The following is a 20818-nucleotide window of genomic DNA, read 5'->3' as shown; positions in this document are numbered from 1 at the left end:
CAACACCCGCGTCACCCGCAGCATCGTCAGCGCCGTCGCCTTGCCGCGAACCGTCCTGCCAAGCCATGCCTTTAATGAATATTTTGCATGCCTGAAAAAGCATCGAAAAACCTTGTTATGGCGCCAGGCCAAGCGGGCCGCGGCTTTAGCGTATGCGTGAATTTCAATTATTCATTTTTGATCTATGTATAACTTCAAAGATTACTTTAAGGGATAAGCGTCTAGCCCCGATCATTTAGCCCTCGACGGCCTTCCATGCAGGCCTGTCGATTTCTGTTTCAAAAACCGTAGGGAGTGAATCAATGGGCAATGTCCAGGCCGCCGCCAGTGCACACGAGGCGCAACGGCGCCACGCACCGGGTGGTGAGTTGGTCGACCTTGGCCGGCCGCACCGTGCGCCGTTGGGGCAGCTGCGCTTGCAGCGTTCCCCCAAGCGCTTTTCGAGTCGGCGTGAAGGGATTCTGCTGGGGTTGCTGGTATTGGCCCTGCACGGTGCGGTGATTTATTGGGTGAGTCAGAAGCCCACCCCGGTGCTGCCGATTGTGCCGCCGGAAATCCCACCGATGACCATCGAATTTTCCCAGCCCGCGCCGCCGGTGGTTGAACCGCCGCCGCCCGTGCCGCCACCGCCGCCGCCACCTGTGGTCGAGCCACCGCCGCCAGTCGTGGATGAGTTGGCCGCCAAGCCGGCGCCGAAAAAGATTCCTAAACCCAAGCCGGTACCCAAGCCTGTGCCTAAGCCGGTCGCCAAACCGGTGGAGCCACCGCCTGCGCCTCCCACGCCTGCGCCACCGGTTCCCGCGCCAGTCGCAGCCCCTGCACCGGCTCCGGTAACGCCCGCTTCGGCCAACGCCGCGTACCTGAAGAACCCGGCGCCCGAATACCCATCATTGGCCCAGCGCCGGGGTTGGGAAGGCACGGTGTTGTTGCGGGTGCAGGTACTGGCCAGCGGTAAACCGGGTGAGATCCAGATCCAGAAAAGCAGCGGTCGCCAGCAACTCGACGACGCGGCACTGGCCGCCGTGAAGCGTTGGAGCTTTGTGCCGGCCAAGCAGGGCGATGTGGCCCAGAACGGCTGGGTCAGCGTACCTATCGATTTCAAGATTCACTAACTATTGCTGCGGGGTGTTGCACACGCCGCGGTCTGTCCAGAGGGAAAACATCATGGCATTAGCATCTCCACTTGAATCCATCGAAAGCGCGGTGATCTGGCTGCTGGTGGCCTTTTCGGTCGCAACCTGGGGCCTGGCCTTGCTCAAGGGCGTGCAGTTCGGTCGTCTAAAGGTCCAGGATCGCAAGTTCCACAAACAGTTCTGGGCGGCGTCGAGCCTTGACTCGGCCGCTGAACTGGCCGAAACCCAACCCGGCGCCGCTGCCCGTGTGGCCCAGGCCGGTTATGCCGCGATCCAGGTTGGTGATGCCCCTCAAGCTGCCGATCTGAGCCAGGCCATCAACCACCAGGACCGCCTCGAACGCGCCCTGCGCCAACAGATCGTACGGGAGCGCCGCTCTCTGGAAACCGGCCTTGCCGTGGTCGCCAGTATCGGCAGCACCTCGCCGTTCATAGGCCTGTTCGGCACCGTTTGGGGGATCATGGAAGCGCTCAAGGGCATCAGCGCTGCCGGTTCTGCCAGCCTGGAAACCGTAGCAGGGCCGATTGGTGCGGCGCTGGTCGCCACGGGCGTGGGTATCGCCGTCGCGGTTCCTGCGGTGTTGGTCTACAACTATTTCCTGCGTCGCCTGAAGCTCACGGCCGCCGACCTCGACGACTTTGCCCACGACTTCTATAGCCTCGCGCAGAAAAATTCATTCCGCGTGCTGCTGCACCCAGCGCTGAACAAAGCCCGTGCCGGCAGCCCGCAAAAAGTGAAGGAGGCGTCCTGAGATGGCTTTCTCTACACAAGACAATGATGAGGTGCTGAGCGAGATCAACGTCACGCCACTGGTGGACGTGATGCTGGTGCTGCTGGTGGTGTTTATCGTCACCGCGCCGCTGCTGACCAACGCCATTCCCATCAATTTGCCAAAGACCGAGTCAGTGGCGCCCGTGGAACAGAAAGACCCGCTGGTGGTGAGCATCGACGACAAGGGCAAAGTGTTCATCAACAAGGACGAGATCCAGGCGGATTTGCTGGAGTCGAACCTGCAATCCGCCAAGGCGAAAAACCCGGATGTACGCGTACAACTGCAGGCGGACAACGGGGTGAATTATGGCGAGGTTGCCCGGGCCATGGCGTCCATCGAGCGTGCGGGGATCAGCAAGTTGTCGGTGATAACGGCAAAATAGGATCGGGCTCATGCCTTGGGTGTGAGCGGTGAATGATGGAAGGCTGCCTCCATGAGTCGCGAACATATGGTTTAAGTAATTGAAGGCAGCAACGCACCTCGACTAAAGGAGGTACCCCTCTGACCTTTGTATGGGGGAGGTTGGAGGAGGGGAGTCCAGCTACGTCGGGCCTGGCCCCCTCGACTAAGGATTTACTGGATTCCTGAACGTGTTGAGCTAATGCTGGCGGTGCTGTTCGAATCAGTATTTTCGCCAGTGGAAAATGCTGTCCCCTCAATGTGGTAGACCCTCGGTTCTTCCGAAAAAAACTCCTCCAAACCCATCATGAACAGCCGATGGTCGTCACTCTCTTCGAAACCCGGTGTGTGATCCTCGAGTGATTGCCATCGTACGATCAGGTTGAATTGCTCGGGGGTTTCGATCCCTTGCGCCAGCATGTGGCCGCCGTAACCCTTGGCCCGTGTGAGCAATGGAGCGACCTCGGCAAATGCGCGTCGGAACGTTTCAATGCGTTCTTTGTGAACAGGAAGCACAGCGATTTCGTAAACCATGACGCACCTCTGAATTGGCTAAAAGTCCGTACTTACGGAATGAGCGATGGCTCGACGGCAATAGCGATTTTTCCTCGAAGACCGTTGTTGGCACTTTCCAACCGAGCATGGGCCAGGGGAATCTCAGCCAGCGAATAGACGGCGCCGACATGTGGGCGCAGTTGACCGCGCGCTATCAATGCGCTCAGCTCATCGAGCTTGCCGCGGTTTTGTCGAGTGAACACGAAGTGATAGCTCGCGTTCTTGCCCCAGGCCTGGACGAGGTTTTGTGGCTGGGCGATGTCCACGATCGAGACGACGCGGCCCAGTTGTGCGAGGACATCGGGGCTGCGGGACAGTGTGTTGCCGCCGATGGTGTCGAATACGACATCCACGCCGTGGCCAGCGGTTTCCCGAAGGACAGCGTCGACATAATCTTCTTTCTCGTAGTCGATGATCACGTCGGCACCCAAGTTGCGGGCGAACTCTGCGTTTGCTTCGCGCACAGTGGTGAACACCCGGGCGCCCATGGCTTTCGCCACTTGGATCGCGACGTGCCCGACGCCTCCAGCGCCGCCGTGGACAAGAATGCTCTCCCCGACCCTGAGCGCCGCGCGCACCACCAGCGCTTCCCACACCGTCCCGCCCACCAGGGTCAGGCTTGCGGCCTCAAGATGGCTCAGCTCGGGCGGCTTCTTCCCGACGATGCTTTCGGCCGCGACGTGGTACTCGGCATAGCTGCCTGCCCCTTCAAATATTTGCGGGGTGTACCAGACTTCGTCTCCTGGCGCGAAGGAAGTCACGCCAGGCCCTACGGCTTCGACCACGCCGGAGACGTCGTGGCCGGTGATGGCCGGCAGTGGCACCAGGTCGGGATAGTCGCCGCGTCGAACCTGGTAATCCAGCGGGTTGATGGAAGTGGCGTGTACGCGGACCAGGACTTGCCCCGCTTGCGGAACGGGCTTGGGCACGTCGCGGAGTTCGAACGATTCAGGACCGCCGAATGATTTAAGAATCATCGCTTTCATAGTAACTCCTCGTATCGATAAAAAGGGATATCGGGATATCTCGATATTCTATGGTAAAAAAACGCTACAGGTCTTTCCCAATGATCTCGGCGAGAGCACTGATGGTTGCTTCATTGCGTTTGTAATAGGTCCACTGACCGATGCGCCTGACGTCGACCAGACCCACCCGTTGCAACGTGGCCAGATAACCGGACACCGTTGACTGCGACAGGCCGATCCCTTCCTGGATACTGCTGACGCAGACGCCGACCGTGTGAACGTCACCCTCATCCTGCGGGGGGAAGTTCTTTGCCGGATCCTTCAAACCTTTCAGGATTTGGAGACGTGTCGGGTTTGAGAGGGCTTTGAATATTTCGAGTAGGTCCATGTGGCGAGGATATCGAGATTTTTCGATATGTCAATGCGAGAGCTTAGAACAATCTTGAGCCTCTAATAGCCAACGGTTCTGTAGGCTAGGCCGAATGTCGGCTTCTGGCTGAGAGCTGCCATTTTCCGAAGGTTTCACTCGGCTGACAACGCTCACATCCGATGATGCTCCAGCAGAAAGTCTACGAACACTCGTACTCGCGCCGGCATTGCCGAGCCCCCTGCGAATACCACGTGGATCGGCTCCCGGTCTCCGGGATTCCAGGCTTCCAGCAGCGGTACCAGATCGCCGCGCAGCAGGTCCTCGGCCACGGTGAAATCACCGATACGCGCGATGCCAGCGCCTACCCGTGCGAGTTGTGCCAGTGCTTCACCACTGCTGCATTCAATATTGCCGCTGACCTTCAGGGAAAACGCTCTGCCGTCGCGGGTGAATGGCCAGTTGGGTTCGGCGCGACGGAAATTGAAGCGCAGGCAGTTGTGCCGTAGCAGGTCTTCCGGTTCCTGGGGCGTGCCATGGCGCTCTAAATACTCGGGCGAAGCCACCACCACCTGGCCGGTGTCGCCGATCCTGCGCGCGGTCAGCGGGCTGTCGGGCAGATGGCCAAAGCGTACCGCCACATCGGCCTGGCCGCCGAGAATGTCAACCACTTCGTCGCCGAGGGTGAGGTCGACGACGATGTTCGGGTAGCGGGCACTGAATGCTGCCACCAAAGGAACGATGGCCTGCCGCCCATGGCCAAGGGCGGCACTGACCCGCAAACGGCCCTTGGGCACGCCCTGGTCGGCGATGGCTTCTTCGACCTCGGCCATGTCGGCCAGGATACGCCGGGCGCCACGCAGGTAAGCCTCGCCCTCGGCGGTGAAGGTGATCGATCGAGTGGTACGCAACAGCAGGCGGGTACCCAGGCGTTGTTCGGCACGCGCGATGATTCGACTGACCGCCGAGGGGGTCAGCCCCAATGCACGTGCGGCGGCTGACAGGCTGCCTTCCTGCGCCACGGTGGCGAACACGCTCATTTCACCTGACCTGCCGTTGAAGTCCATTTGTGCCTCTTGCGCAAAGGTGATTGCCAAAAATGCTATCTACCGCCTGGAAAGACTGGATCGTAGCATTCGCAGCATAGATGAGGAGGCTTCCATGCGTATCAATCCACCACTTGTTGCACTCGCCATCGGTGCCTTTGGCATCGGCGTTACCGAGTTCGCCCCCATGGGCATGTTGCCGGGCATCGCTGCGGATCTCGGTGTTTCCATTCCTGCCGCCGGACTGTTGGTCAGTGCCTACGCCCTGGGCGTACTGCTCGGCGCGCCGCTGATGACCCTGACCACCGGCAGGATCCCCCGGCGCTATCTGCTGATCGGGCTCATGGCGATTTTCACCCTGGGTAATCTGATGTCAGCCCTGGCGACCGATTACTACAGCCTCATGATCGCCAGGGTGGTGACTTCACTGAACCACGGTGCGTTCTTCGGCGTTGGCTCCATCGTCGCCGCCAGCGTGGTCGCCCCGGACAAACGTGCCGGGGCGGTTGCGGCAATGTTCATGGGCCTGACCCTGGCGACCATCGGCGGCGTGCCGCTGGCCACCTGGTTCGGCGAACTGTTCGGTTGGCGCACAGCATTCTGGGGTATTACCGGGCTCGGCGGGGTGACCATGGCCGCGCTGTGGTTCGCCTTGCCCAACCTGCAAATGTCGCAAGGCGTCGGTGTGCTGGCTGAAATTCGGGTACTGGGCCGTGGCCCGGTGCTGGGGGCGTTGGCCCTGACCGTCGTCGGCTCGGGTGCAATGTTTACCGTCTTCACTTACATCGCGCCGATCCTCAGCAACGAGACCCACGGGTCCACCGCTTACATCACCGCCATGCTGGTGCTGTTCGGTGTGGGGTTGACGCTGGGCAACATGTGGGGTGGCAAGGCCGCGGATCGCTCGATAGACCGCACTCTGATCGTTTCGCTGAGCGTGCTGATTCTCGTGTTGCTGGCGTTCACCGTCCTGATGCGCTGGCCGCTGCCGGCTGCGGTTGCCATCCTGATATGGGGGATCGCCAGCTTCGCCCTGGTGCCGCCACTACAGATGCGCGTCATGGAAGCCGCCAAGGACGCGCCCAACCTGGCCTCGGCAGTGAACATCGGTGCCTTCAACCTCGGCAACGCGATAGGTGCGGCACTGGGCGGCGCAGTGATCAATGCCGGGCAGGGTTATCCGGCGATTGCCCTGGCCGGCGCGGCCATGGCGGGTCTGGGGCTGCTGATGGTGCTGGCTTTTGCCTGGCGTTCCAGAGTCGTTGCGGCCGCGGCGCTGTGACGGTGGCGGCGACACAGAACGTTTGACCGAACGCCAAGTGGCTAATTAGAGTGGATAACCGTACGGCTGCCGACTGCCATGGACATCCAAATGAGCGATTTATCCCTGCTGCTTGCCTTCATCGCTGCTGCGTCAGTGCTCACTGTGACCCCCGGCGTGGACACAGCCATGGTGCTTCGCGCTACAGCGACCGGCGGTCGACGTTCGGCGGCGATGGCTGCTATCGGTATCGTGCTCGGGTGCCTGGTGTGGGGAGCCGCGGTGTCACTGGGGCTAGGTGCCCTGTTGCAAGCTTCGGAGTGGGCTTACCTTGCGCTGAAAATTGTCGGTGCCGCGTACCTTGTCTGGCTGGGTGTAAAACTGCTGCTGCGACCCAGGACGACGCTGCAAGGGCAGGGGAACGAGAACATGGCGGCCTCTGCCCGTGGCGCCTTTATTCGCGGTTTATTGACGAACCTGCTGAACCCCAAGATAGGTGTCTTCTACATCACGTTCCTCCCCCAGTTTGTCCCGAGTGGCGCGAGCGTGGCCAGTTACTCCTTCTTCCTTGCGGTGTTACACGTGCTGTTGACGCTGGCCTGGTTTGGCATTCTGGTAGCGGCTACGGTGCCGTTGAGCAATTTCCTGAAACGCCCGGCGGCCCTGAAGGCGCTTGACCGACTCACGGGCGGTGTTTTTGTCGCGTTTGGGCTCAAGTTGGCTGTTTCCAATCCGGCTTGAGCCGAATGCCGCACTGCATGTCGATGGGTTCTTAGATGTCATCGACAGCTTGGGCGCGGGAATCGGCCCGCCACGGTGGAAGAGCCCCTTCGAAAAGTGAAAAGGCTCGATGCAGGAAACCGTTGAAGCGAGCGGCATCACGCCGCAGCCCTGCCTGTTGACCACCGATCAGGCACAGATGGGCTAGCTGGCCAATCACTTCTGCTTCACCTGGCATAGGGGCCAAGCGGCGGCACGACCGTATCGCGAAGTCCAGTCGTCTTGTGTCGACACGCTGCTGAAACTCGCTTACCAACGGGTCGTGCAGCGACCAGGCTCGGATGGAAACTTCCCGTCCCGGTTGTTTCTCTGTGGCAATACTCAAGTAGCGTTTCAAGATTTCGCCCGCGCTGCGACCCTGGGCCGCATAGGCGAGCATACGCTCCGTGTAGTCTTCTTCCCAAGCGGCCAGCAAGGTGCGGACAAAATCTTCGCGATTGCGGAAATGGTGATAGAACGATCCGCGGGTCACACCCAATCGGCGCGATAGACTCTCGGCCGAAACGCCAACATGCCCTATTTGGTCGAGGGCCTCAAAACCAGCCGCGATCCAATGGTGACGAGTCAGTTTTTTCACCCGTAATTTCGCTCCAGAGTGAGTGCCATACAGACTGTGTATGGTGCGCAACCGATTGATACGCTGCGAACACCCGCAAAGATGGCCGTTGCGTTTTGCACGCCAGCACTTTTCATGGAGTTCGCCTTGAAGAAAATCGTTCTGGTTGCTTTCGACCAATTCACGGATATCGACCTGTTCCTGATGTGGGACATTCTAGGCCGCAACACTGAAGACTGGCACGTCCGCATATTGGCTTCCAGTGCTGTCGTGCGTTCGGCGCACGGTCTGCCTGTTTCGGTGCACGGTCCACTTTCCGAGGCCAATAGTGCCGACGCGGTATTGTTCGTCAGCGGCAGGGAAGGGGTACCCGCTGCACTTGCCGATCCAGATTTCCTGCCGTCGTTTGAACTTGACGCCAGGCGCCAGCGAATCGGCTCTATATGCGCCGGCGCTTTCATTCTCGAACGGCTTGGGCTGCTCAATGGCCAGGCAACTACACACCCGGATGCACGATCGGGCTTGCAAGCGCTGGGACTCGAGCCCGTGGACCAGCCTCTTGTATGCCAGGGGAACGTTGCAACTGCGGGCGGATGCCTTTCGGCGCTCTATCTGGTGGGATGGTTGGTTGAATCCTGGTTCGATGTCGACAAGCGCCGTGCGATGTTGGGCCCTGTTCTGCCCGCTGGGCAGCAAGCGCTCTATGATGCCTTGATCGAGCTCAGTATCCGGCAAGGAAAAGTGGGCGCCTCAACAACATCCAGCCACTTCTGAACCTGACACACACCCACAGGGCGACAAGGAGCGTTTTACGACAAACCATCGCAACCAGAAACGCGACATGGCATGTCGTCCAATCAGTCGTTAGACCCAGGAGAGATCCCCGATGCCCCGAGAATTTGAGCTCATTGTGTCAGTACCGGTCCCCTTGAGGTCCGGCGTCACCCACCTTTACACGTCGATGGACCTGGCGGACGCTTTTGCGATTCGGCTCCCGGCGGGCACATCCCGCGATCCGGATTTGCTGGCTCGATTCATCCTTTCTCACCAGCCATCCTGGATCGGATGGCTCATGAGCGTCCGAGACGCTATCGTTGCCTGTTTTGGTCTCAAGACAGCCAGGCATTTGGCATCACTTGCCAATCGGGTTGGCATCTTCAAGGTCTACAGCACGAACCAGACTGAAATCGTCTTGGGAGAGGACGACAAGCACCTCGACTTCCGGATATCGATCCTCTGTTCTGAAGAGGCAGAGCCAGCAGGCAGTCGCCAACTCGTTTTTTCAACCGTGGTCCAGTGCCACAACCGGCTAGGCCGGGCCTACATCTTCGTCATTGCCCCCTTTCACCGCCTGGTTGTCAAGGCCAGCCTCCTGCGTGCAGCGCGCGTCGGTTGGCCTCTGGCTACTTGCTCCTCAGGTTGATCAAACCCGGACCTCTCTCGGTGCCTATCCGCAATTGACTTACGGGATGTTCGCGCTCTGCGTGATGTTGCGCGGGGGAGGCGCATTACCTTCGCTGTTGCCAGGCGCGGATTTCGGCTTCCTGGCATCGGTCAGTTGATAAGCGATCGCCAACCAAATGAACCATCCTGGCATGACCAGCAAGGCAATACGAGTGTCAGGTCTCAATGCCAGCAGACAAAGAACAAAGCCCAGAAACGCCAGGGAAAACCAGGCCATTGGCACGCCGCCAGGCATTTTGTAGGCCGATTTGGCATGCAGCTCAGGTCGCTTTTTGCGGTAGGCGATATACGAGGCCAGGATGGTCGACCAAGTAAAAATCACCAGGATGGCCGATACAGTAGAAACAATGGTGAATGCGGTCATCACTTCAGGAACGATGAAAAGCAACAACACGCCCACCAGCATTAGCAGTGTGGTGAACGCCAGGCTCAGCAGAGGCACGCTATTGCCCGACAGACGTCGGAAAATCCCTGGGGCGTTGTCCTGATTGGCCAGGCCAAACAGCATGCGGCTAGACGAAAATACGCCACTGTTGGCCGAGGAAGCGGCAGACGTCAGCACCACAAAGTTGACGATGCCTGCTGCTGCGGGAAACCCGGCCACCAGGAACAGCTCGACGAAAGGGCTTTTGCTGGGCGAAACCTGTTGCCAGGAAGTCACTGCAATGATGCAGGCCAGTGCCAGCACATAAAACAGGATGATTCTCAGCGGAATCGAGTTGATGGCTTTCGGCAGGGTCTTCTCAGGGTTACGGGTTTCGGCGGCTGCGGTACCAATCAGTTCGGTACCGGCAAAGGAGAAGATTGCCATCTGGAAACCGGCAAAGAAACCGAACAAGCCGTTGGGAAAGGCGGCTTGTTTATCCAGCAAATGGTTCAGAGAGGCAGTGACACCGCTGGGTGAGACAAAGGAGCTGGCAATCAGCACCAGGCTGACGCCAATCAGGGTGACGACGGCAATGATCTTGATGATCGCGAACCAGAACTCTATCTCGCCAAAAAGCCTGACCGTCAGTACATTCAATGCGAACAGTGTCATCAGCATACCGATGGCCGGTATCCAGGCGGGTACATCGGGGAACCAATACTGGAAAAATCCGCCGACAACGACGGCATCGCCTATCACCGCAACGCTCCAGCTCAGCCAATACGACCAGCCAAGAAAGAATGCCGCGCGTGGGCCAAGGTAGGCACCGGCAAAGTCTGCGAAGGTTTTGAAGTTCAAGTTGGAGAGCAGCATTTCGCCCATGGCACGCATGACGAAATAAACAAACAGACCGATGATCATGTAGATGAGGATGATCGACGTGCCAGAGAGGGCGATGATCTTCCCGGAACCCATGAACAGGCCCGTACCGATTGCACCTCCCATGGCCATTAATTGAATGTGACGGTTGCTGAGCGTGCGCTGCAGCGCGGGCTGTTCAGTCAGCCCAGATGGGATTGATTTCATTACAAAACCTCTTGATTTTATGTTTTTGAGTTTTGGCAGAAAGGTGGATGTCTTGCGTACTTGTTAGGGATGCAACGGCTATTGACGGTGGTGGTTTGCGGACAGCGAGATTTGCCGCGTACTCGCAGGGGTGAGTTGCCCCTTGGCACTTTGCCCAGGGGCATCACCTATGGCTTTCAACTCACTGCGCGCGGGCGCGAAGGGGCGATCGCTGGTTGCCGATCAAGGATTTGGTAGAGGTCTTTTATGTTGGCGGGTGTCGGCACCAGATGGATGCGCTCACCGATTGCATGCTCCTGCGCCAGGTCCAGCATGTAGCGCAGCGACGAAAAGTCTTCGAGGGCAAAACCCACGGAATCGAACACGGTGACCTGTGCGTCGTTCTCGCGGCCCTGGATTGCGCCCTGAACAATCCGGAAAAACTCGACGACAGGGAAGTCGGCTTCCAATTGCTGGATGTCACCCTCGATCCGGGTCTGCGGTTCAAACTCAACGATGACCCGGGCATTGCGCAAGATCTCGGCGTGCAGTTCGGTTTTCCCCGGACAGTCCCCACCTACGGCATTGATATGCATGCCGGGTTCGATCATCTCGGGCGTCAGAATCGTTGCATAGGCTTTATCGGCGGTGACCGTGGTGACGATGTCTGCGCCCTTGACCGCTTCTTGTGCAGAGCTGGCCAGAATCACCTCGAGATCCGGGAATGCGGAAAGGTTGCGCTTGAGCTTGAGCGAGGCGTCACGATCGATATCGAATATCCGCAGTTCCTTGATAGCGAGCATTTCATGAAAGGCGAGGGCCTGGAATTCGCTCTGGGCGCCATTGCCGATGATTGCCATGCTGCTTGCATCTGGACGCGCCAGGGACTTCGCGACCAGGGCCGAGGTCGCTGCAGTGCGCACCGCGGTGGTCAGCGTCAGTTCACTGAGCAGGGTTGGATAACCACTGTGGACATCGGCCAGGACACCGAAGGCCATGACTGTCAGCAGGTTGCTTCGACCGTTGTCCGGATGACCGTTGACGTATTTGAACGAGTACTGCTGGCCATCGTCGGTCGGCATCAACTCGATCACACCGTTGGCCGAATGATTGGCGGTGCGGGGCGACTTATCAAACTGCGCCCAACGTGAATAGTCAGCTTCGATGTAATCGGCCATTTCGCGGATTGCCCGGCGGATGCCCACCTTGGCGAACAGGCGTGCGGCATGATCGACGTCTATAAAAAGAGTCATGTTTTTATTCTCCGGTTCAGTAGTAGAAACATTGCGGGGCAGGGGACGGTTCAGGTGCGCTTGCTCTCGAAACCATGCAGCACATTGACCGCATTGATTCCGATTTCATCGACCATATAGCCGCCCTCCATCACGAACAGAGTGGGGCAGCCCACACCCGCTATCAGCTCGCCGATGCCGATGAAATCTTCGCTTTCCAGCAGGAAGTGGCTGATGGGGTCGTCCTTGAACGTGTCGACGCCGAGTGAAATGACCAGCACTTCAGGGGCGAATTGCTGGAGTTTCTTGCAGGCGTGGAGCAGGGCATTGCGATAGCTTTCCCAGGTGGTGTTTTTCGGCAACGGGTAGTTGAGGTTGTAACCTTCGCCCTGGCCGGCGCCGACTTCGTGACTGAAGCCTGAGTAGTACGGATAAGACACCGTGGGTTCGCCATGCAGCGACACGAACATGACGTCGCTGCGCCCGTAGAAGATGTTTTGAGTGCCGTTGCCATGATGGAAATCGACGTCCAGTACCGCGACACGTTTCGCGCCTTGAGTGATGGCCTGTTGTGCGGCAATGGCCGCGTTGTTGAGGTAGCAATAGCCGCCCATGTATTCACGTGCTGCGTGATGGCCGGGCGGGCGGCACAGGGCGAAGGCGCTGTCGTGGCCTTCATCGATCAGCGCCAGGCCGGTGAGGGCGATGTCTGCGCTGGTCTTTACCGCTTGCCATGTGGTCGCGGTAATCGGGGACCCGGCATCCATGGCGAAGAAACCGAGTTTTCCGTCGATGAAAGTCGGGACTTGATCGTTGGACAAGTCGCGCACTGGCCATACCAGCGGCAAGGCATCGTGAGTACGCCCGGTCGCACACCATTGTGACCATGCGCTTTCAAGGAAGCTGACGTAGCGCTCGCTGTGTGCATTGACGTAGCACGCCCGGTCAAATGCTCGTGGTTCGACGATCTGGCCAAGGCCTACCTGCTTGACCCGATCATGGACGGTATCGGCCCGGCTGGGTTGTTCGAACGACGGCTTGAGTACGCCGTCTTTCAATTCGGTGCCATGGTGCAAACGATGGGAATCACTGAAAACTGTAAACATTCTGCGCATCCGTCAATTCGAAACAGTGCAAATATTCTGTTCCGCTACGGAGGCGCTTTCTTTGCTTTATATTCGCAGTCTGCTAGATTTTTCGGGTGTTTTTACTCAGGAATTGCGAAATGCAGAAAAAATCATCCAAACGCATCAGTCTCGACGAGACTGACTTGGCGATACTCAAGTTGCTGCAAGATGATGCGAGCATTTCCAACGCCGAGCTCAGTGAGCGCCTGTCGTTAAGCCTCACGCCTTGCTGGCGACGGCGCAAGAGAATGGAGGAAGCGGGCGTGATCAAGGGCTATCAGGCCAACCTTGATCGACGAATGCTGGGGTTGGATATCATGGCGTTCGTGCACATCCGTTTTTCCACCCACGCCGATCATGCGCCTGACGCCTTCGAGGCGGTGATTGCGCAATTGCCTGAAGTGTTGTCTTGTCACAAGATCACCGGGGATGCCGATTACGTGCTGCAAGTGCTGGCAGAGGATCTTGATAGCTACAGTGACTTTATCGAGCAGGTACTACGGCGCCAGGTGGGAATTGCCTCGATCCAGTCCAGCCTGGCCTTGCGCGAGGTCAAGACGAGCAACCGCATAGCGATACCCAAGTCCGGCAGGGACTAAAGCCTGATGCCGCGCTCGCCCATCCAGGTGTCGTAGCCGGTGTGATCGTGTGGGGCGCTCGGTTGGCTGAAATCCTCCACGGCCACGAGCGAAGCGGGCACGTTGCGACTATGCTCATTGCCACTGCAGGCAATGTATTGGTTTCAATGATCGGCCGCCAAGGGAAGGAGTCTGTATGTGTCTGGTTCTACATGTCCGGTTCTATTGTTGGAATGACCGAATGAGCAATCTGGCAACGGGTGTCCATCGGCGCATTTTGATCCCTGGGCGACCCATCCTCAGTTCGTGAGCATTTGCTTGAGGCTTTTGGTCTGGCCGCTAGAGGCCGCTCGACTACGAGCTCAAGTTGAATGCCTGCTCCAATTTCACAGGGCCGATGATCTCCAATCTGCAGGCCGACTTCTCCAAACCAGATCAAGCAGTCGATCCAGGTTGTCGACAGGTGCAGGTGGATGACTTTTGGTAAATCCCAAGGACGATGGAGAACAACATGAACACCAAACCCATCCACAACATCTTGTGGCGCTTCGCTGGCTGCGTGACCGGGCTGGCGATGGTTGCCGCCAATCCAGTCCAAGCTGCCGACGGCGGCATCGCCGGCGCCCCTACCGCAAGCCATAGCATTGCTTTCAGCAATTCCTACGCGGGCAGCGATTTCCGCAAGGTGATGGTGCGCAACTGGCAGGAGATTGCGGTCCAGGCGCAGAAGGATGGCCTCATCCGCGAGGCTCCGGTGGTCAGCGCGAACAACTCGGCGTCGGAACAAGCAGCCCATATCCAGGACATGGTCGTCAAGGGCGTGAACGCCATCGTCATCCTGGCCGCGTCCGACACGGCCCTCAACGGGGTCATCCGCGACGCCTGCAACGCCGGCATCGTGGTGGTGGTCATGGCCAGCCTCGTCACCGAAAGCTGCGTCTATACCGTGGATTACAACTGGTCCGCCATGGGCCGCGTGGAAATGGATTACATCGCCGAGCGCCTCAAGGGGAACGGAACGCTGCTGGAGATCCGCGGCATTGCCGGCGATGCCACCGATAAAAACATCAGCGACGGCATTCGCAAGGCCGCCAGCGACTATCCGGGCCTGAAGTTCGCCAAGACCGTCTACGGCAACTGGACCGCTTCCGTCGCACGCAAGGAGGTGGCGCTGGCGCTGCCGTCGCTGCCTAGCATCGACGCCGTCGCGACTCAAGGGGGCGACGGTTATGGCGCGGCCATGGCGTTCAAGGCAGCAGGACGCCCTTTGCCGATCATCGTGATGGGAAATCGCCAGGACGAACTGGCCCTGTGGAAACAGGAGCGCGATGCCAATGGCTACGAGACCGTCTCGGTCTCCGCCTCCCCAAGCGTCTCCCAGGTGGGGTTCTGGGTGGCCCAGCAGATTCTGGCGGGCAAGCAGGTGCCGAAGTTCGTCGAAGTGCCGCTGGTGCGTATCGATGGGAAAGACCTGGACGCCTGGCTCGCCACCATGCCGGTGGGCGGCGCCGCCAATCCTTCCTATGACCAGGCTTCCGTGGTGGCGATGATCGACGCGGCCATCAACCATACGGCGGCGCCGACGCCGTTGCCGGAGGTGACGAAGCCGTAGTGGCGGACGGGGGGCGAGGCGCCATGTCGACATTCAAACCCGCCACTGACAGGCCCATTGCCGTCAGGATTGGCCTGGCGGTCGCCGCGCTGGTGTTCCTGATGCTGGCGGTGTCGCTGGTGAACCTCTACGGCCTGCGCGGCATGGTACGTGCGGTGGATTCCGCCAGCCATTCCGCGGAAATTCTGGCCTCGGTCAACGGGGCTACCGGACGGGTGGAAAACTTCATTGCCACCCGCGACCAGGAAAGCCTGTCCCAGGCCGAAGGCATGGTGGCGACGGCAATCGCCGGCCTCTCCGCCATTGCGGTGGCGGAGGCGCAATCGCTCAAGGGCAGTCTGGAAAGGCTCGCGATGGCGATCGCCGCCTTGCGGGCGGCGAGCCTGGCCATGGATGGCGAAACGGAGAACATGACAGCCCACTACGGCCGGATGCGAGAGGCGACGATCCTCGTCGAACAGGGCATCGCCAATGGGTTGAAGGGACTTGAGTCCCGCACCGCTGAGCACGAGGCGCGGGTGAGCGACATCGAAAGCGCCCATCGCATCCTGGATATCCTGCGCAACGGCGAACGGATCATCACTGCCAATGTGGCCAGGATGCTGGTGAGCGGTGACGGGGCGACCGCCACTGCGGCGCGCAACGCCAGCGCGGCACTCCGCCCCGTGGTCGAACAATTGCGCGAGTTGATGGGGGCACCGCAGGAGAGAGAGGCCCTGGACCAGCTGGCCGCGGCGCTAGACGCTGCCAGCTTAGCGGTCGAGCATCTTGGCGAGTCGCCCAGGCTCCGGGGAGGCGAGGCCTTGCGGTATCTCGCTGGCGTCGGGGATACGGTTGAGCGCCTCGAGGCCATGTTGGGGGAAGTGGAAGGGCACGTTGTCCATGACGCCAGCGACATTCAGGCAGCAACCGGTTTGCTGCAAAATGCCGCCGCGTTGTCCAAGCGTTTCGCCGAGCGTGTTGCCACCCTGGAGGCGCAGACCTTGTCGTTTCGCCTGTCACCGTCGGCCGAGGTCGCCGGCTCTGTCGGCCACATCCTGGACGAACTCTCCCGACTCTCTCGGGTTCTCCCGGCGTCCGTGGGGCTGCAGGCCAAGGCTACGCCGCTGACGGTCAGCGAACAGATCGCCGGCTACCGGGCGGCATTCGCCAGGTTCCATCAGGCGAGCAACGCCTTGAGCGACGCGCGCGACCAGGTTCGCAACGAGGCACGGAGCGCCGGCCTGTTGGTGGCACGCTTCGCAGGTCAAGCGCGCTCCGACGCCTTGGTCCACAATGATCGCGGCATGCTTGCGACGATCGTTGCTGGGACCGTCGCCATCCTGCTGGCTGGCGCCATCGCCTGGAGCACATCGCGATTTGTCGCGCAGCCCATCGTGGCCCTGGCCTCGGTCATGCGCCGGCTTGCGGCTGGCGACCTGAACGCCGAGATCGCCAGCGCCGGACGCGGCGACGAGATTGGAATCATGACCCGCGCCGTACGGGTGTTCCAGGAGAATGCCCTGCGCATCCGGGTATTGGAGGCCGAGGCCGACGCCGAACGACAGCAAGTCCAGGCGTCTTTGGAAAGAATGGTCGCCGAACGGACCGACACGCTGCACCACCAGACCGAGGTGCTGGAGGCGCAGGCCATCGAACTCATTCAGGCGCGCAACCAGGCCGAGACGGCTAACCAGGCAAAGAGCGATTTCGTAGCCACGGTCAGCCACGAACTGCGCACCCCCTTGACCCTCATTCTCGCCCCCTTGGAACAACTCTCGGCGGCGACCACCCCGCCAGCGGACTGGCATGTGCAAATCGACCGCGCCCAACGCAACGCGTTGCGCTTGATGAACCGGGTGAACGACATCCTCGATTTCTCCAAGGCCGAAGCGGGCAAGTTCGAGTTGTGCCCAACGCCCATTGATTTGAACAAGGTGGTGGGTGTGCTGGCCGAGGACGCCGCCATGGTGGCCGAGGGCAAAGGCTGCACCTTGACCTGCAGCATCGATCCCGCGCTCGGCACGGTGTTCCTGGACCCCCAGCACTTCGAGAAGATTCTTCTCAACCTGGTGAGCAATGCCATCAAGTTCACACCGGCTGGCGGCACCGTGCACCTGGCCGTCACGCCGCTCGATGGCGAGCGATTTGAACTCGCGGTGCAGGACTCGGGGATTGGCATCGCGCCTGACAAACTGCCGCTGCTGTTCCAGCGTTTTTCCCAGATCGACAATTCCGCCACGCGTCACTACAGCGGCACAGGCATCGGTCTCGCCCTGGTCAAGGATCTGGTCGAATTGATGGGGGGTGAAGTCGGTGTCAACAGCGAGCCCGGACGGGGTTCGTGCTTTTTTGTTCGACTGCCGCTGGGGACCGAGCCAAACACCGTACCCACCGAAGCCGGCACGATGCACGAGCGATCGTCATCGAGCACGACAAGTACAGCCGAGCAGCGTCACCTGCGTTTCGATGACGGTCGCCTTGGCAGTCGCAACGACCGGGTTTCGATCCAAGACGCAGACGACGAGCAGCCCCCGGGACATGCCTCGCGATCCAGAGTGCTGGTGGTCGACGACAGCCCGGAAATGCTGGGCTATCTCAGCGAGCTTTTGCGAGCCGATTATATTGTCGCCACCGCGACTGATGGAGAGCAGGCCTGGGCGCTGCTGCAGCTTCGACCCATCGATGTCGTGGTTTCGGATGTGATGATGCCGAAGCTCGACGGTTTTGGCCTGACCGCCAGGATCAAAGCCAGCGCCGGTTTTGCTCATTTACCCGTGATCCTGGTGACCGCCCGTGGCGGTAGCGAGGCCTGCGTCTCCGGGTTGGAGAGTGGCGCCGATGACTACATCGCCAAACCCTTTTCGCCGCTGGAACTCAAGGCTCGCGTACGTGCTGCGCTGCGCATGAGCCAGGTGCAAACCGAACTGCACGCAAAATCCCGTCAGGCGGGCATGGCCGAAATCGCTACGACAGTGCTGCACAACGTCGGCAACGTCCTCAACAGCGTGAACGTATCGGCAGAATTGGTCAGCAGCCAGATGCGCACCTCCAAGGCCCAAGGGCTGGGCAAGGTGGCTCAACTGATGAACGAACACGTCCATGACCTGAGCGATTTTCTCACCAACGACCACAAGGGAAAGATGCTGCCCGACTACCTGCTCAAGCTGGCGGGGGTGGTGGCGGCGGAGCAACAGAGCATCATCGAAGAACTCGGGCAACTCACCAAGGGCATTGACCACATCAAAACCATTGTCGCTGCCCAGCAGTCCTATGCCGTTGCCGTCAGTATTGTCGAGACCGTGCCGGTCGCCGAGTTGATCGACGATGCCTTGCGCATGAGTGCTGGATTGCTGGCGCGCCAGGAGGTGACGATGGTCAAGGACATTGCCGACTTGCCCCTGCTGCCGTTGGACCGGCACCGGGTTCTACTGATTCTGGTGAACTTGATTGGCAATGCCAAGCAGGCGTTGGACGGTGTGATCGATCGCAGCCCATGCGTCACGTTCAGCGCGTCCCTCGTTGACGGGGCCGTATTGCGCATCACGGTGGCCGACAACGGCAATGGGATTGCCCCTGAGCACATGAAACGTATTTTTTCCCACGGTTTCACGACGCGCAAAGACGGTCACGGTTTTGGCCTGCACAGCTGTGCGCTGGCCGCGCAGGAAATGGGAGGCAGCTTGACCGTGCACAGCGACGGGGTTGGGCAGGGCGCAACCTTTACCCTTGATATTCCTCTTGGTGCTTCGCTGAGTAAGCGATGAATACCGAACCGATGCCGGCTCGGCCTGATTGAGCCTCAAAGGGGAATGTGGGTGGTCGACAAGACCTGGCGCAACCCCATGAACGAGCGAATCTGGCGAACCCCGGGCAGGTAAAGCAGTTGCTCCGCGTGGAGCCGGTTGAAGCTGTTGCTGTCTTTGGTTCGTATCAACATGAAGTAGTCGAATTCCCCCGTCACCACATGGCACTCCATGCAGCCGGACACTTTTTGTGCGGCCGCCTCGAAGGCTGCGAAGGATTCCGGTGTGGAGCGGTCCAGCACCACGCCGATCAAGACCACCATCCCCGCATCCAGCGCTTCATTGTCCAGCAGTGCGACGATGTCCTTGATCAGGCCGACCTGCTTGAGTCGTTCGACACGCCTGAGGCAAGCCGGGGCACTCAGTTTCACCTTCTCTGCCAGCGCCACGTTGGAGATGGAGGCATCTCGTTGCAGGACCTTGAGAATCGCGCGGTCGGTTCGATCCAGTGGCTGCGGCACCGGGGCCGTAGTGGCCGACTTCTTGTGAGTGTTTGTTGCTTTCATGTCGAATTCCACGCATTAAAAATATGTTTTATGTGCTTTCATGGAAATTATGTTTTTCCAAGTGGTAGAAACTTGCAACACATATTTTTCGAATTCTTCTTAATATTGAACTCATCGAAGCCCCTCCTGAAAGAGCCTGGAATGTGGCCTTTCACTTTCGGTCCGGCGCTTGGATATCCAATATCGAGGAGCAGAGTCATGAACCTGAATCGTTTTAAACGTTATCCGTTGACCTTCGGTCCTTCTCCCATCACGCCCTTGAAGCGTCTCAGTGAACATCTGGGTGGCAAGGTCGAGTTGTATGCCAAACGTGAAGACTGCAACAGTGGCCTGGCCTTCGGCGGGAACAAGACACGCAAGCTCGAATACCTGATTCCCGAAGCGATCGAGCAAGGCTGCGATACCCTGGTCTCCATTGGTGGCATTCAGTCGAACCAGACCCGCCAGGTCGCTGCAGTCGCTGCCCACTTGGGCATGAAGTGCGTGCTGGTGCAGGAAAACTGGGTGAACTATTCCGACGCGGTGTATGACCGGGTGGGCAACATCGAGATGTCGCGCATCATGGGGGCTGACGTACGACTGGACGCAGCAGGTTTCGATATTGGTATCCGGCCAAGTTGGGAAAAGGCCATGAGCGATGTCGTGGAGCAGGGTGGCAAACCGTTTCCGATTCCGGCGGGTTGTTCCGAGCATCCCTATGGCGGCCTCGGGTTCGTCGGCTTTGCCGAGGAAGTGCGGGAGCAGGAAAAACAACTGGGCTTCAAGTTCGACTACATCGTGGTCTGTTCCGTGACTGGCAGTACCCAGGCCGGCATGGTCGTCGGTTTCGCTGCGGACGGCCGTTCGAAGAACGTGATCGGCATTGATGCCTCGGCCAAGCCAGAGAAAACCAAGGCACAGATTCTGCGTATCGCCCGGCATACCGCAGAGCTGGTGGAGTTGGGTCGCGAAATTACTGAAGAGGACGTGGTGCTCGATACGCGGTTTGCCTATCCGGAATACGGTTTGCCTAACGACGGTACGCTGGAAGCCATTCGCCTGTGCGGCAGCCTGGAAGGTGTGCTGACCGATCCGGTGTACGAAGGAAAATCCATGCACGGGATGATTGAAATGGTCCGTCGTGGCGAGTTCCCCGAAGGCTCGAAAGTGCTTTACGCGCACTTGGGCGGGGCGCCTGCGCTGAATGCCTACAGCTTCCTGTTCCGCAACGGCTGATTCGCGGCAATGACCTGTAGGCGGCGCCTGCTC

At 59.5% G+C, this 20818-nt stretch carries 20 protein-coding genes and 2 pseudogenes; 13 read left to right on the top strand and 9 right to left on the bottom strand.

The features are described 5' to 3' along the window. The first annotated feature begins 302 nt into the window (after positions 1-302). The 3 genes from AO356_RS29540 to AO356_RS29530 are packed head-to-tail and all read left to right on the top strand — an operon-like array spanning position 303 to position 2287. The gene (locus AO356_RS29540) at positions 303-1112 is read left to right on the top strand and encodes an energy transducer TonB (RefSeq protein WP_060742872.1); all 810 of its coding nucleotides are present in this window, start codon (positions 303-305) and stop codon (positions 1110-1112) included. 49 nt (positions 1113-1161) lie between these two features. Beyond that, the gene (locus AO356_RS29535) at positions 1162-1884 is read left to right on the top strand and encodes a MotA/TolQ/ExbB proton channel family protein (protein WP_109791148.1); all 723 of its coding nucleotides are present in this window, start codon (positions 1162-1164) and stop codon (positions 1882-1884) included. Between the two features lies 1 nt (position 1885). Continuing rightward, positions 1886-2287 (top strand): ExbD/TolR family protein, encoded by a 402-nt coding sequence (locus AO356_RS29530; protein WP_060742870.1) that lies wholly within the window; start codon positions 1886-1888, stop codon positions 2285-2287. Between the two features lie 191 nt (positions 2288-2478). Here AO356_RS29530 and AO356_RS29525 read toward each other — a convergent pair whose 3' ends face one another. The 4 genes from AO356_RS29525 to AO356_RS29510 form a co-directional block, all read right to left on the bottom strand. Then, complete coding sequence (locus AO356_RS29525) at positions 2479-2838, bottom strand: antibiotic biosynthesis monooxygenase family protein (protein WP_060742869.1); 360 nt, start codon at positions 2836-2838, stop codon at positions 2479-2481. 32 nt (positions 2839-2870) lie between these two features. Then, entirely contained in the window at positions 2871-3845 is a 975-nt protein-coding gene (locus AO356_RS29520) for a zinc-dependent alcohol dehydrogenase family protein (protein ID WP_060742868.1), read from the bottom strand. 64 nt (positions 3846-3909) lie between these two features. Beyond that, positions 3910-4212 carry an ArsR/SmtB family transcription factor gene (locus AO356_RS29515; protein ID WP_060742867.1) on the bottom strand — a complete coding sequence of 101 codons (303 nt, stop codon included), beginning with the start codon at positions 4210-4212 and terminating at the stop codon, positions 3910-3912. Positions 4213-4364: 152 nt separating this feature from the next. Further along, the gene (locus AO356_RS29510; RefSeq protein ID WP_060742866.1) at positions 4365-5258 is read right to left on the bottom strand and encodes a LysR family transcriptional regulator; all 894 of its coding nucleotides are present in this window, start codon (positions 5256-5258) and stop codon (positions 4365-4367) included. 94 nt (positions 5259-5352) lie between these two features. Between AO356_RS29510 and AO356_RS29505 the strand changes: the two genes are divergently transcribed. Together AO356_RS29505 and AO356_RS29500 are read left to right on the top strand one after the other, a co-directional pair. Further along, on the top strand, positions 5353-6519 hold the full coding sequence (locus AO356_RS29505) for an MFS transporter (protein WP_060742865.1): 1167 nt from the start codon (positions 5353-5355) through the stop codon (positions 6517-6519). A 90-nt stretch (positions 6520-6609) separates the two neighbouring features. Then, positions 6610-7239: a LysE family translocator gene (locus tag AO356_RS29500; protein ID WP_060742864.1), complete on the top strand. Its 630-nt coding sequence runs from the start codon at positions 6610-6612 to the stop codon at positions 7237-7239. A gap of 31 nt (positions 7240-7270) precedes the next feature. Here AO356_RS29500 and AO356_RS29495 read toward each other — a convergent pair whose 3' ends face one another. Then, positions 7271-7855, bottom strand: coding sequence for a TetR/AcrR family transcriptional regulator (locus tag AO356_RS29495; RefSeq protein ID WP_060742863.1), 585 nt, complete (start codon positions 7853-7855; stop codon positions 7271-7273). Positions 7856-7981: 126 nt separating this feature from the next. On the opposite strand from AO356_RS29495, the gene AO356_RS29490 reads away from it, so the two are divergent. Further along, positions 7982-8608, top strand: a complete 627-nt coding sequence (locus AO356_RS29490; protein ID WP_060743241.1) for a DJ-1/PfpI family protein — start codon at positions 7982-7984, stop codon at positions 8606-8608. A gap of 112 nt (positions 8609-8720) precedes the next feature. After that, positions 8721-9257: a DUF2867 domain-containing protein gene (locus AO356_RS29485; protein ID WP_060742862.1), complete on the top strand. Its 537-nt coding sequence runs from the start codon at positions 8721-8723 to the stop codon at positions 9255-9257. 39 nt (positions 9258-9296) lie between these two features. Here AO356_RS29485 and AO356_RS29480 read toward each other — a convergent pair whose 3' ends face one another. The 3 genes from AO356_RS29480 to AO356_RS29470 all read right to left on the bottom strand — a co-directional run bounded on the left by AO356_RS29480 (position 9297) and on the right by AO356_RS29470 (position 13068). Beyond that, positions 9297-10751 (bottom strand): amino acid permease, encoded by a 1455-nt coding sequence (locus AO356_RS29480; RefSeq protein ID WP_060742861.1) that lies wholly within the window; start codon positions 10749-10751, stop codon positions 9297-9299. Positions 10752-10927: 176 nt separating this feature from the next. Next, positions 10928-11983, bottom strand: coding sequence for an ornithine cyclodeaminase (locus AO356_RS29475; RefSeq protein WP_060742860.1), 1056 nt, complete (start codon positions 11981-11983; stop codon positions 10928-10930). A 50-nt stretch (positions 11984-12033) separates the two neighbouring features. Further along, complete coding sequence (locus AO356_RS29470; protein WP_060742859.1) at positions 12034-13068, bottom strand: histone deacetylase family protein; 1035 nt, start codon at positions 13066-13068, stop codon at positions 12034-12036. A 119-nt stretch (positions 13069-13187) separates the two neighbouring features. Between AO356_RS29470 and AO356_RS29465 the strand changes: the two genes are divergently transcribed. From AO356_RS29465 to AO356_RS33535, 5 genes and pseudogenes are all read left to right on the top strand, one after another. After that, entirely contained in the window at positions 13188-13688 is a 501-nt protein-coding gene (locus AO356_RS29465) for an Lrp/AsnC family transcriptional regulator (RefSeq protein ID WP_060742858.1), read from the top strand. A 490-nt stretch (positions 13689-14178) separates the two neighbouring features. Further along, positions 14179-15279, top strand: coding sequence for an ABC transporter substrate-binding protein (locus tag AO356_RS29460; protein ID WP_103310102.1), 1101 nt, complete (start codon positions 14179-14181; stop codon positions 15277-15279). Between the two features lie 23 nt (positions 15280-15302). Beyond that, positions 15303-17570, top strand: a pseudogene (locus AO356_RS33545) (ATP-binding protein); the annotation flags it as partial. Then, positions 17559-18164: pseudogene (locus AO356_RS33540) on the top strand (response regulator); the annotation flags it as partial. The pseudogenes AO356_RS33545 and AO356_RS33540, both read left to right, overlap by 12 nt. Next, complete coding sequence (locus tag AO356_RS33535) at positions 18165-19025, top strand: sensor histidine kinase (protein WP_420480625.1); 861 nt, start codon at positions 18165-18167, stop codon at positions 19023-19025. Between the two features lie 35 nt (positions 19026-19060). On the opposite strand, the gene AO356_RS29450 is transcribed toward AO356_RS33535, so the two are convergent. Then, on the bottom strand, positions 19061-19570 hold the full coding sequence (locus AO356_RS29450) for an Lrp/AsnC family transcriptional regulator (protein ID WP_060742855.1): 510 nt from the start codon (positions 19568-19570) through the stop codon (positions 19061-19063). A gap of 198 nt (positions 19571-19768) precedes the next feature. On the opposite strand from AO356_RS29450, the gene AO356_RS29445 reads away from it, so the two are divergent. Then, positions 19769-20785 carry a 1-aminocyclopropane-1-carboxylate deaminase gene (locus tag AO356_RS29445; RefSeq protein WP_060742854.1) on the top strand — a complete coding sequence of 339 codons (1017 nt, stop codon included), beginning with the start codon at positions 19769-19771 and terminating at the stop codon, positions 20783-20785. Positions 20786-20818: the final 33 nt, after the last annotated feature.

This window comes from Pseudomonas fluorescens (genome assembly GCF_001307275.1).
In the GTDB taxonomy this organism is placed as follows: Bacteria; Pseudomonadota; Gammaproteobacteria; order Pseudomonadales; family Pseudomonadaceae; genus Aquipseudomonas; species Aquipseudomonas fluorescens_AA.
The sequence above is the reverse complement of the archived record's forward strand: the minus strand, read 5'-3'. Positions and strand labels throughout refer to the sequence as shown.

What these genes read in the sequence shown, in the direction of transcription:
- AO356_RS29460 (WP_103310102.1), top strand. Translation starts at nt 14,179, where the DNA reads ATGAACACCAAACCCATCCACAACATCTTGTGGCGCTTCGCTGGCTGC.
- AO356_RS29465 (WP_060742858.1), top strand. Translation starts at nt 13,188, where the DNA reads ATGCAGAAAAAATCATCCAAACGCATCAGTCTCGACGAGACTGACTTG.
- AO356_RS29505 (WP_060742865.1), top strand. Translation starts at nt 5,353, where the DNA reads ATGCGTATCAATCCACCACTTGTTGCACTCGCCATCGGTGCCTTTGGC.
- AO356_RS29510 (WP_060742866.1), bottom strand. Translation starts at nt 5,258, where the DNA reads ATGGACTTCAACGGCAGGTCAGGTGAAATGAGCGTGTTCGCCACCGTG.
- AO356_RS29540 (WP_060742872.1), top strand. Translation starts at nt 303, where the DNA reads ATGGGCAATGTCCAGGCCGCCGCCAGTGCACACGAGGCGCAACGGCGC.
- AO356_RS33535 (WP_420480625.1), top strand. Translation starts at nt 18,165, where the DNA reads ATGAGCCAGGTGCAAACCGAACTGCACGCAAAATCCCGTCAGGCGGGC.
- AO356_RS29485 (WP_060742862.1), top strand. Translation starts at nt 8,721, where the DNA reads ATGCCCCGAGAATTTGAGCTCATTGTGTCAGTACCGGTCCCCTTGAGG.
- AO356_RS29445 (WP_060742854.1), top strand. Translation starts at nt 19,769, where the DNA reads ATGAACCTGAATCGTTTTAAACGTTATCCGTTGACCTTCGGTCCTTCT.
- AO356_RS29530 (WP_060742870.1), top strand. Translation starts at nt 1,886, where the DNA reads ATGGCTTTCTCTACACAAGACAATGATGAGGTGCTGAGCGAGATCAAC.
- AO356_RS29480 (WP_060742861.1), bottom strand. Translation starts at nt 10,751, where the DNA reads ATGAAATCAATCCCATCTGGGCTGACTGAACAGCCCGCGCTGCAGCGC.
- AO356_RS29525 (WP_060742869.1), bottom strand. Translation starts at nt 2,838, where the DNA reads ATGGTTTACGAAATCGCTGTGCTTCCTGTTCACAAAGAACGCATTGAA.
- AO356_RS29500 (WP_060742864.1), top strand. Translation starts at nt 6,610, where the DNA reads ATGAGCGATTTATCCCTGCTGCTTGCCTTCATCGCTGCTGCGTCAGTG.
- AO356_RS29470 (WP_060742859.1), bottom strand. Translation starts at nt 13,068, where the DNA reads ATGTTTACAGTTTTCAGTGATTCCCATCGTTTGCACCATGGCACCGAA.
- AO356_RS29520 (WP_060742868.1), bottom strand. Translation starts at nt 3,845, where the DNA reads ATGAAAGCGATGATTCTTAAATCATTCGGCGGTCCTGAATCGTTCGAA.
- AO356_RS29515 (WP_060742867.1), bottom strand. Translation starts at nt 4,212, where the DNA reads ATGGACCTACTCGAAATATTCAAAGCCCTCTCAAACCCGACACGTCTC.
- AO356_RS29450 (WP_060742855.1), bottom strand. Translation starts at nt 19,570, where the DNA reads ATGAAAGCAACAAACACTCACAAGAAGTCGGCCACTACGGCCCCGGTG.
- AO356_RS29475 (WP_060742860.1), bottom strand. Translation starts at nt 11,983, where the DNA reads ATGACTCTTTTTATAGACGTCGATCATGCCGCACGCCTGTTCGCCAAG.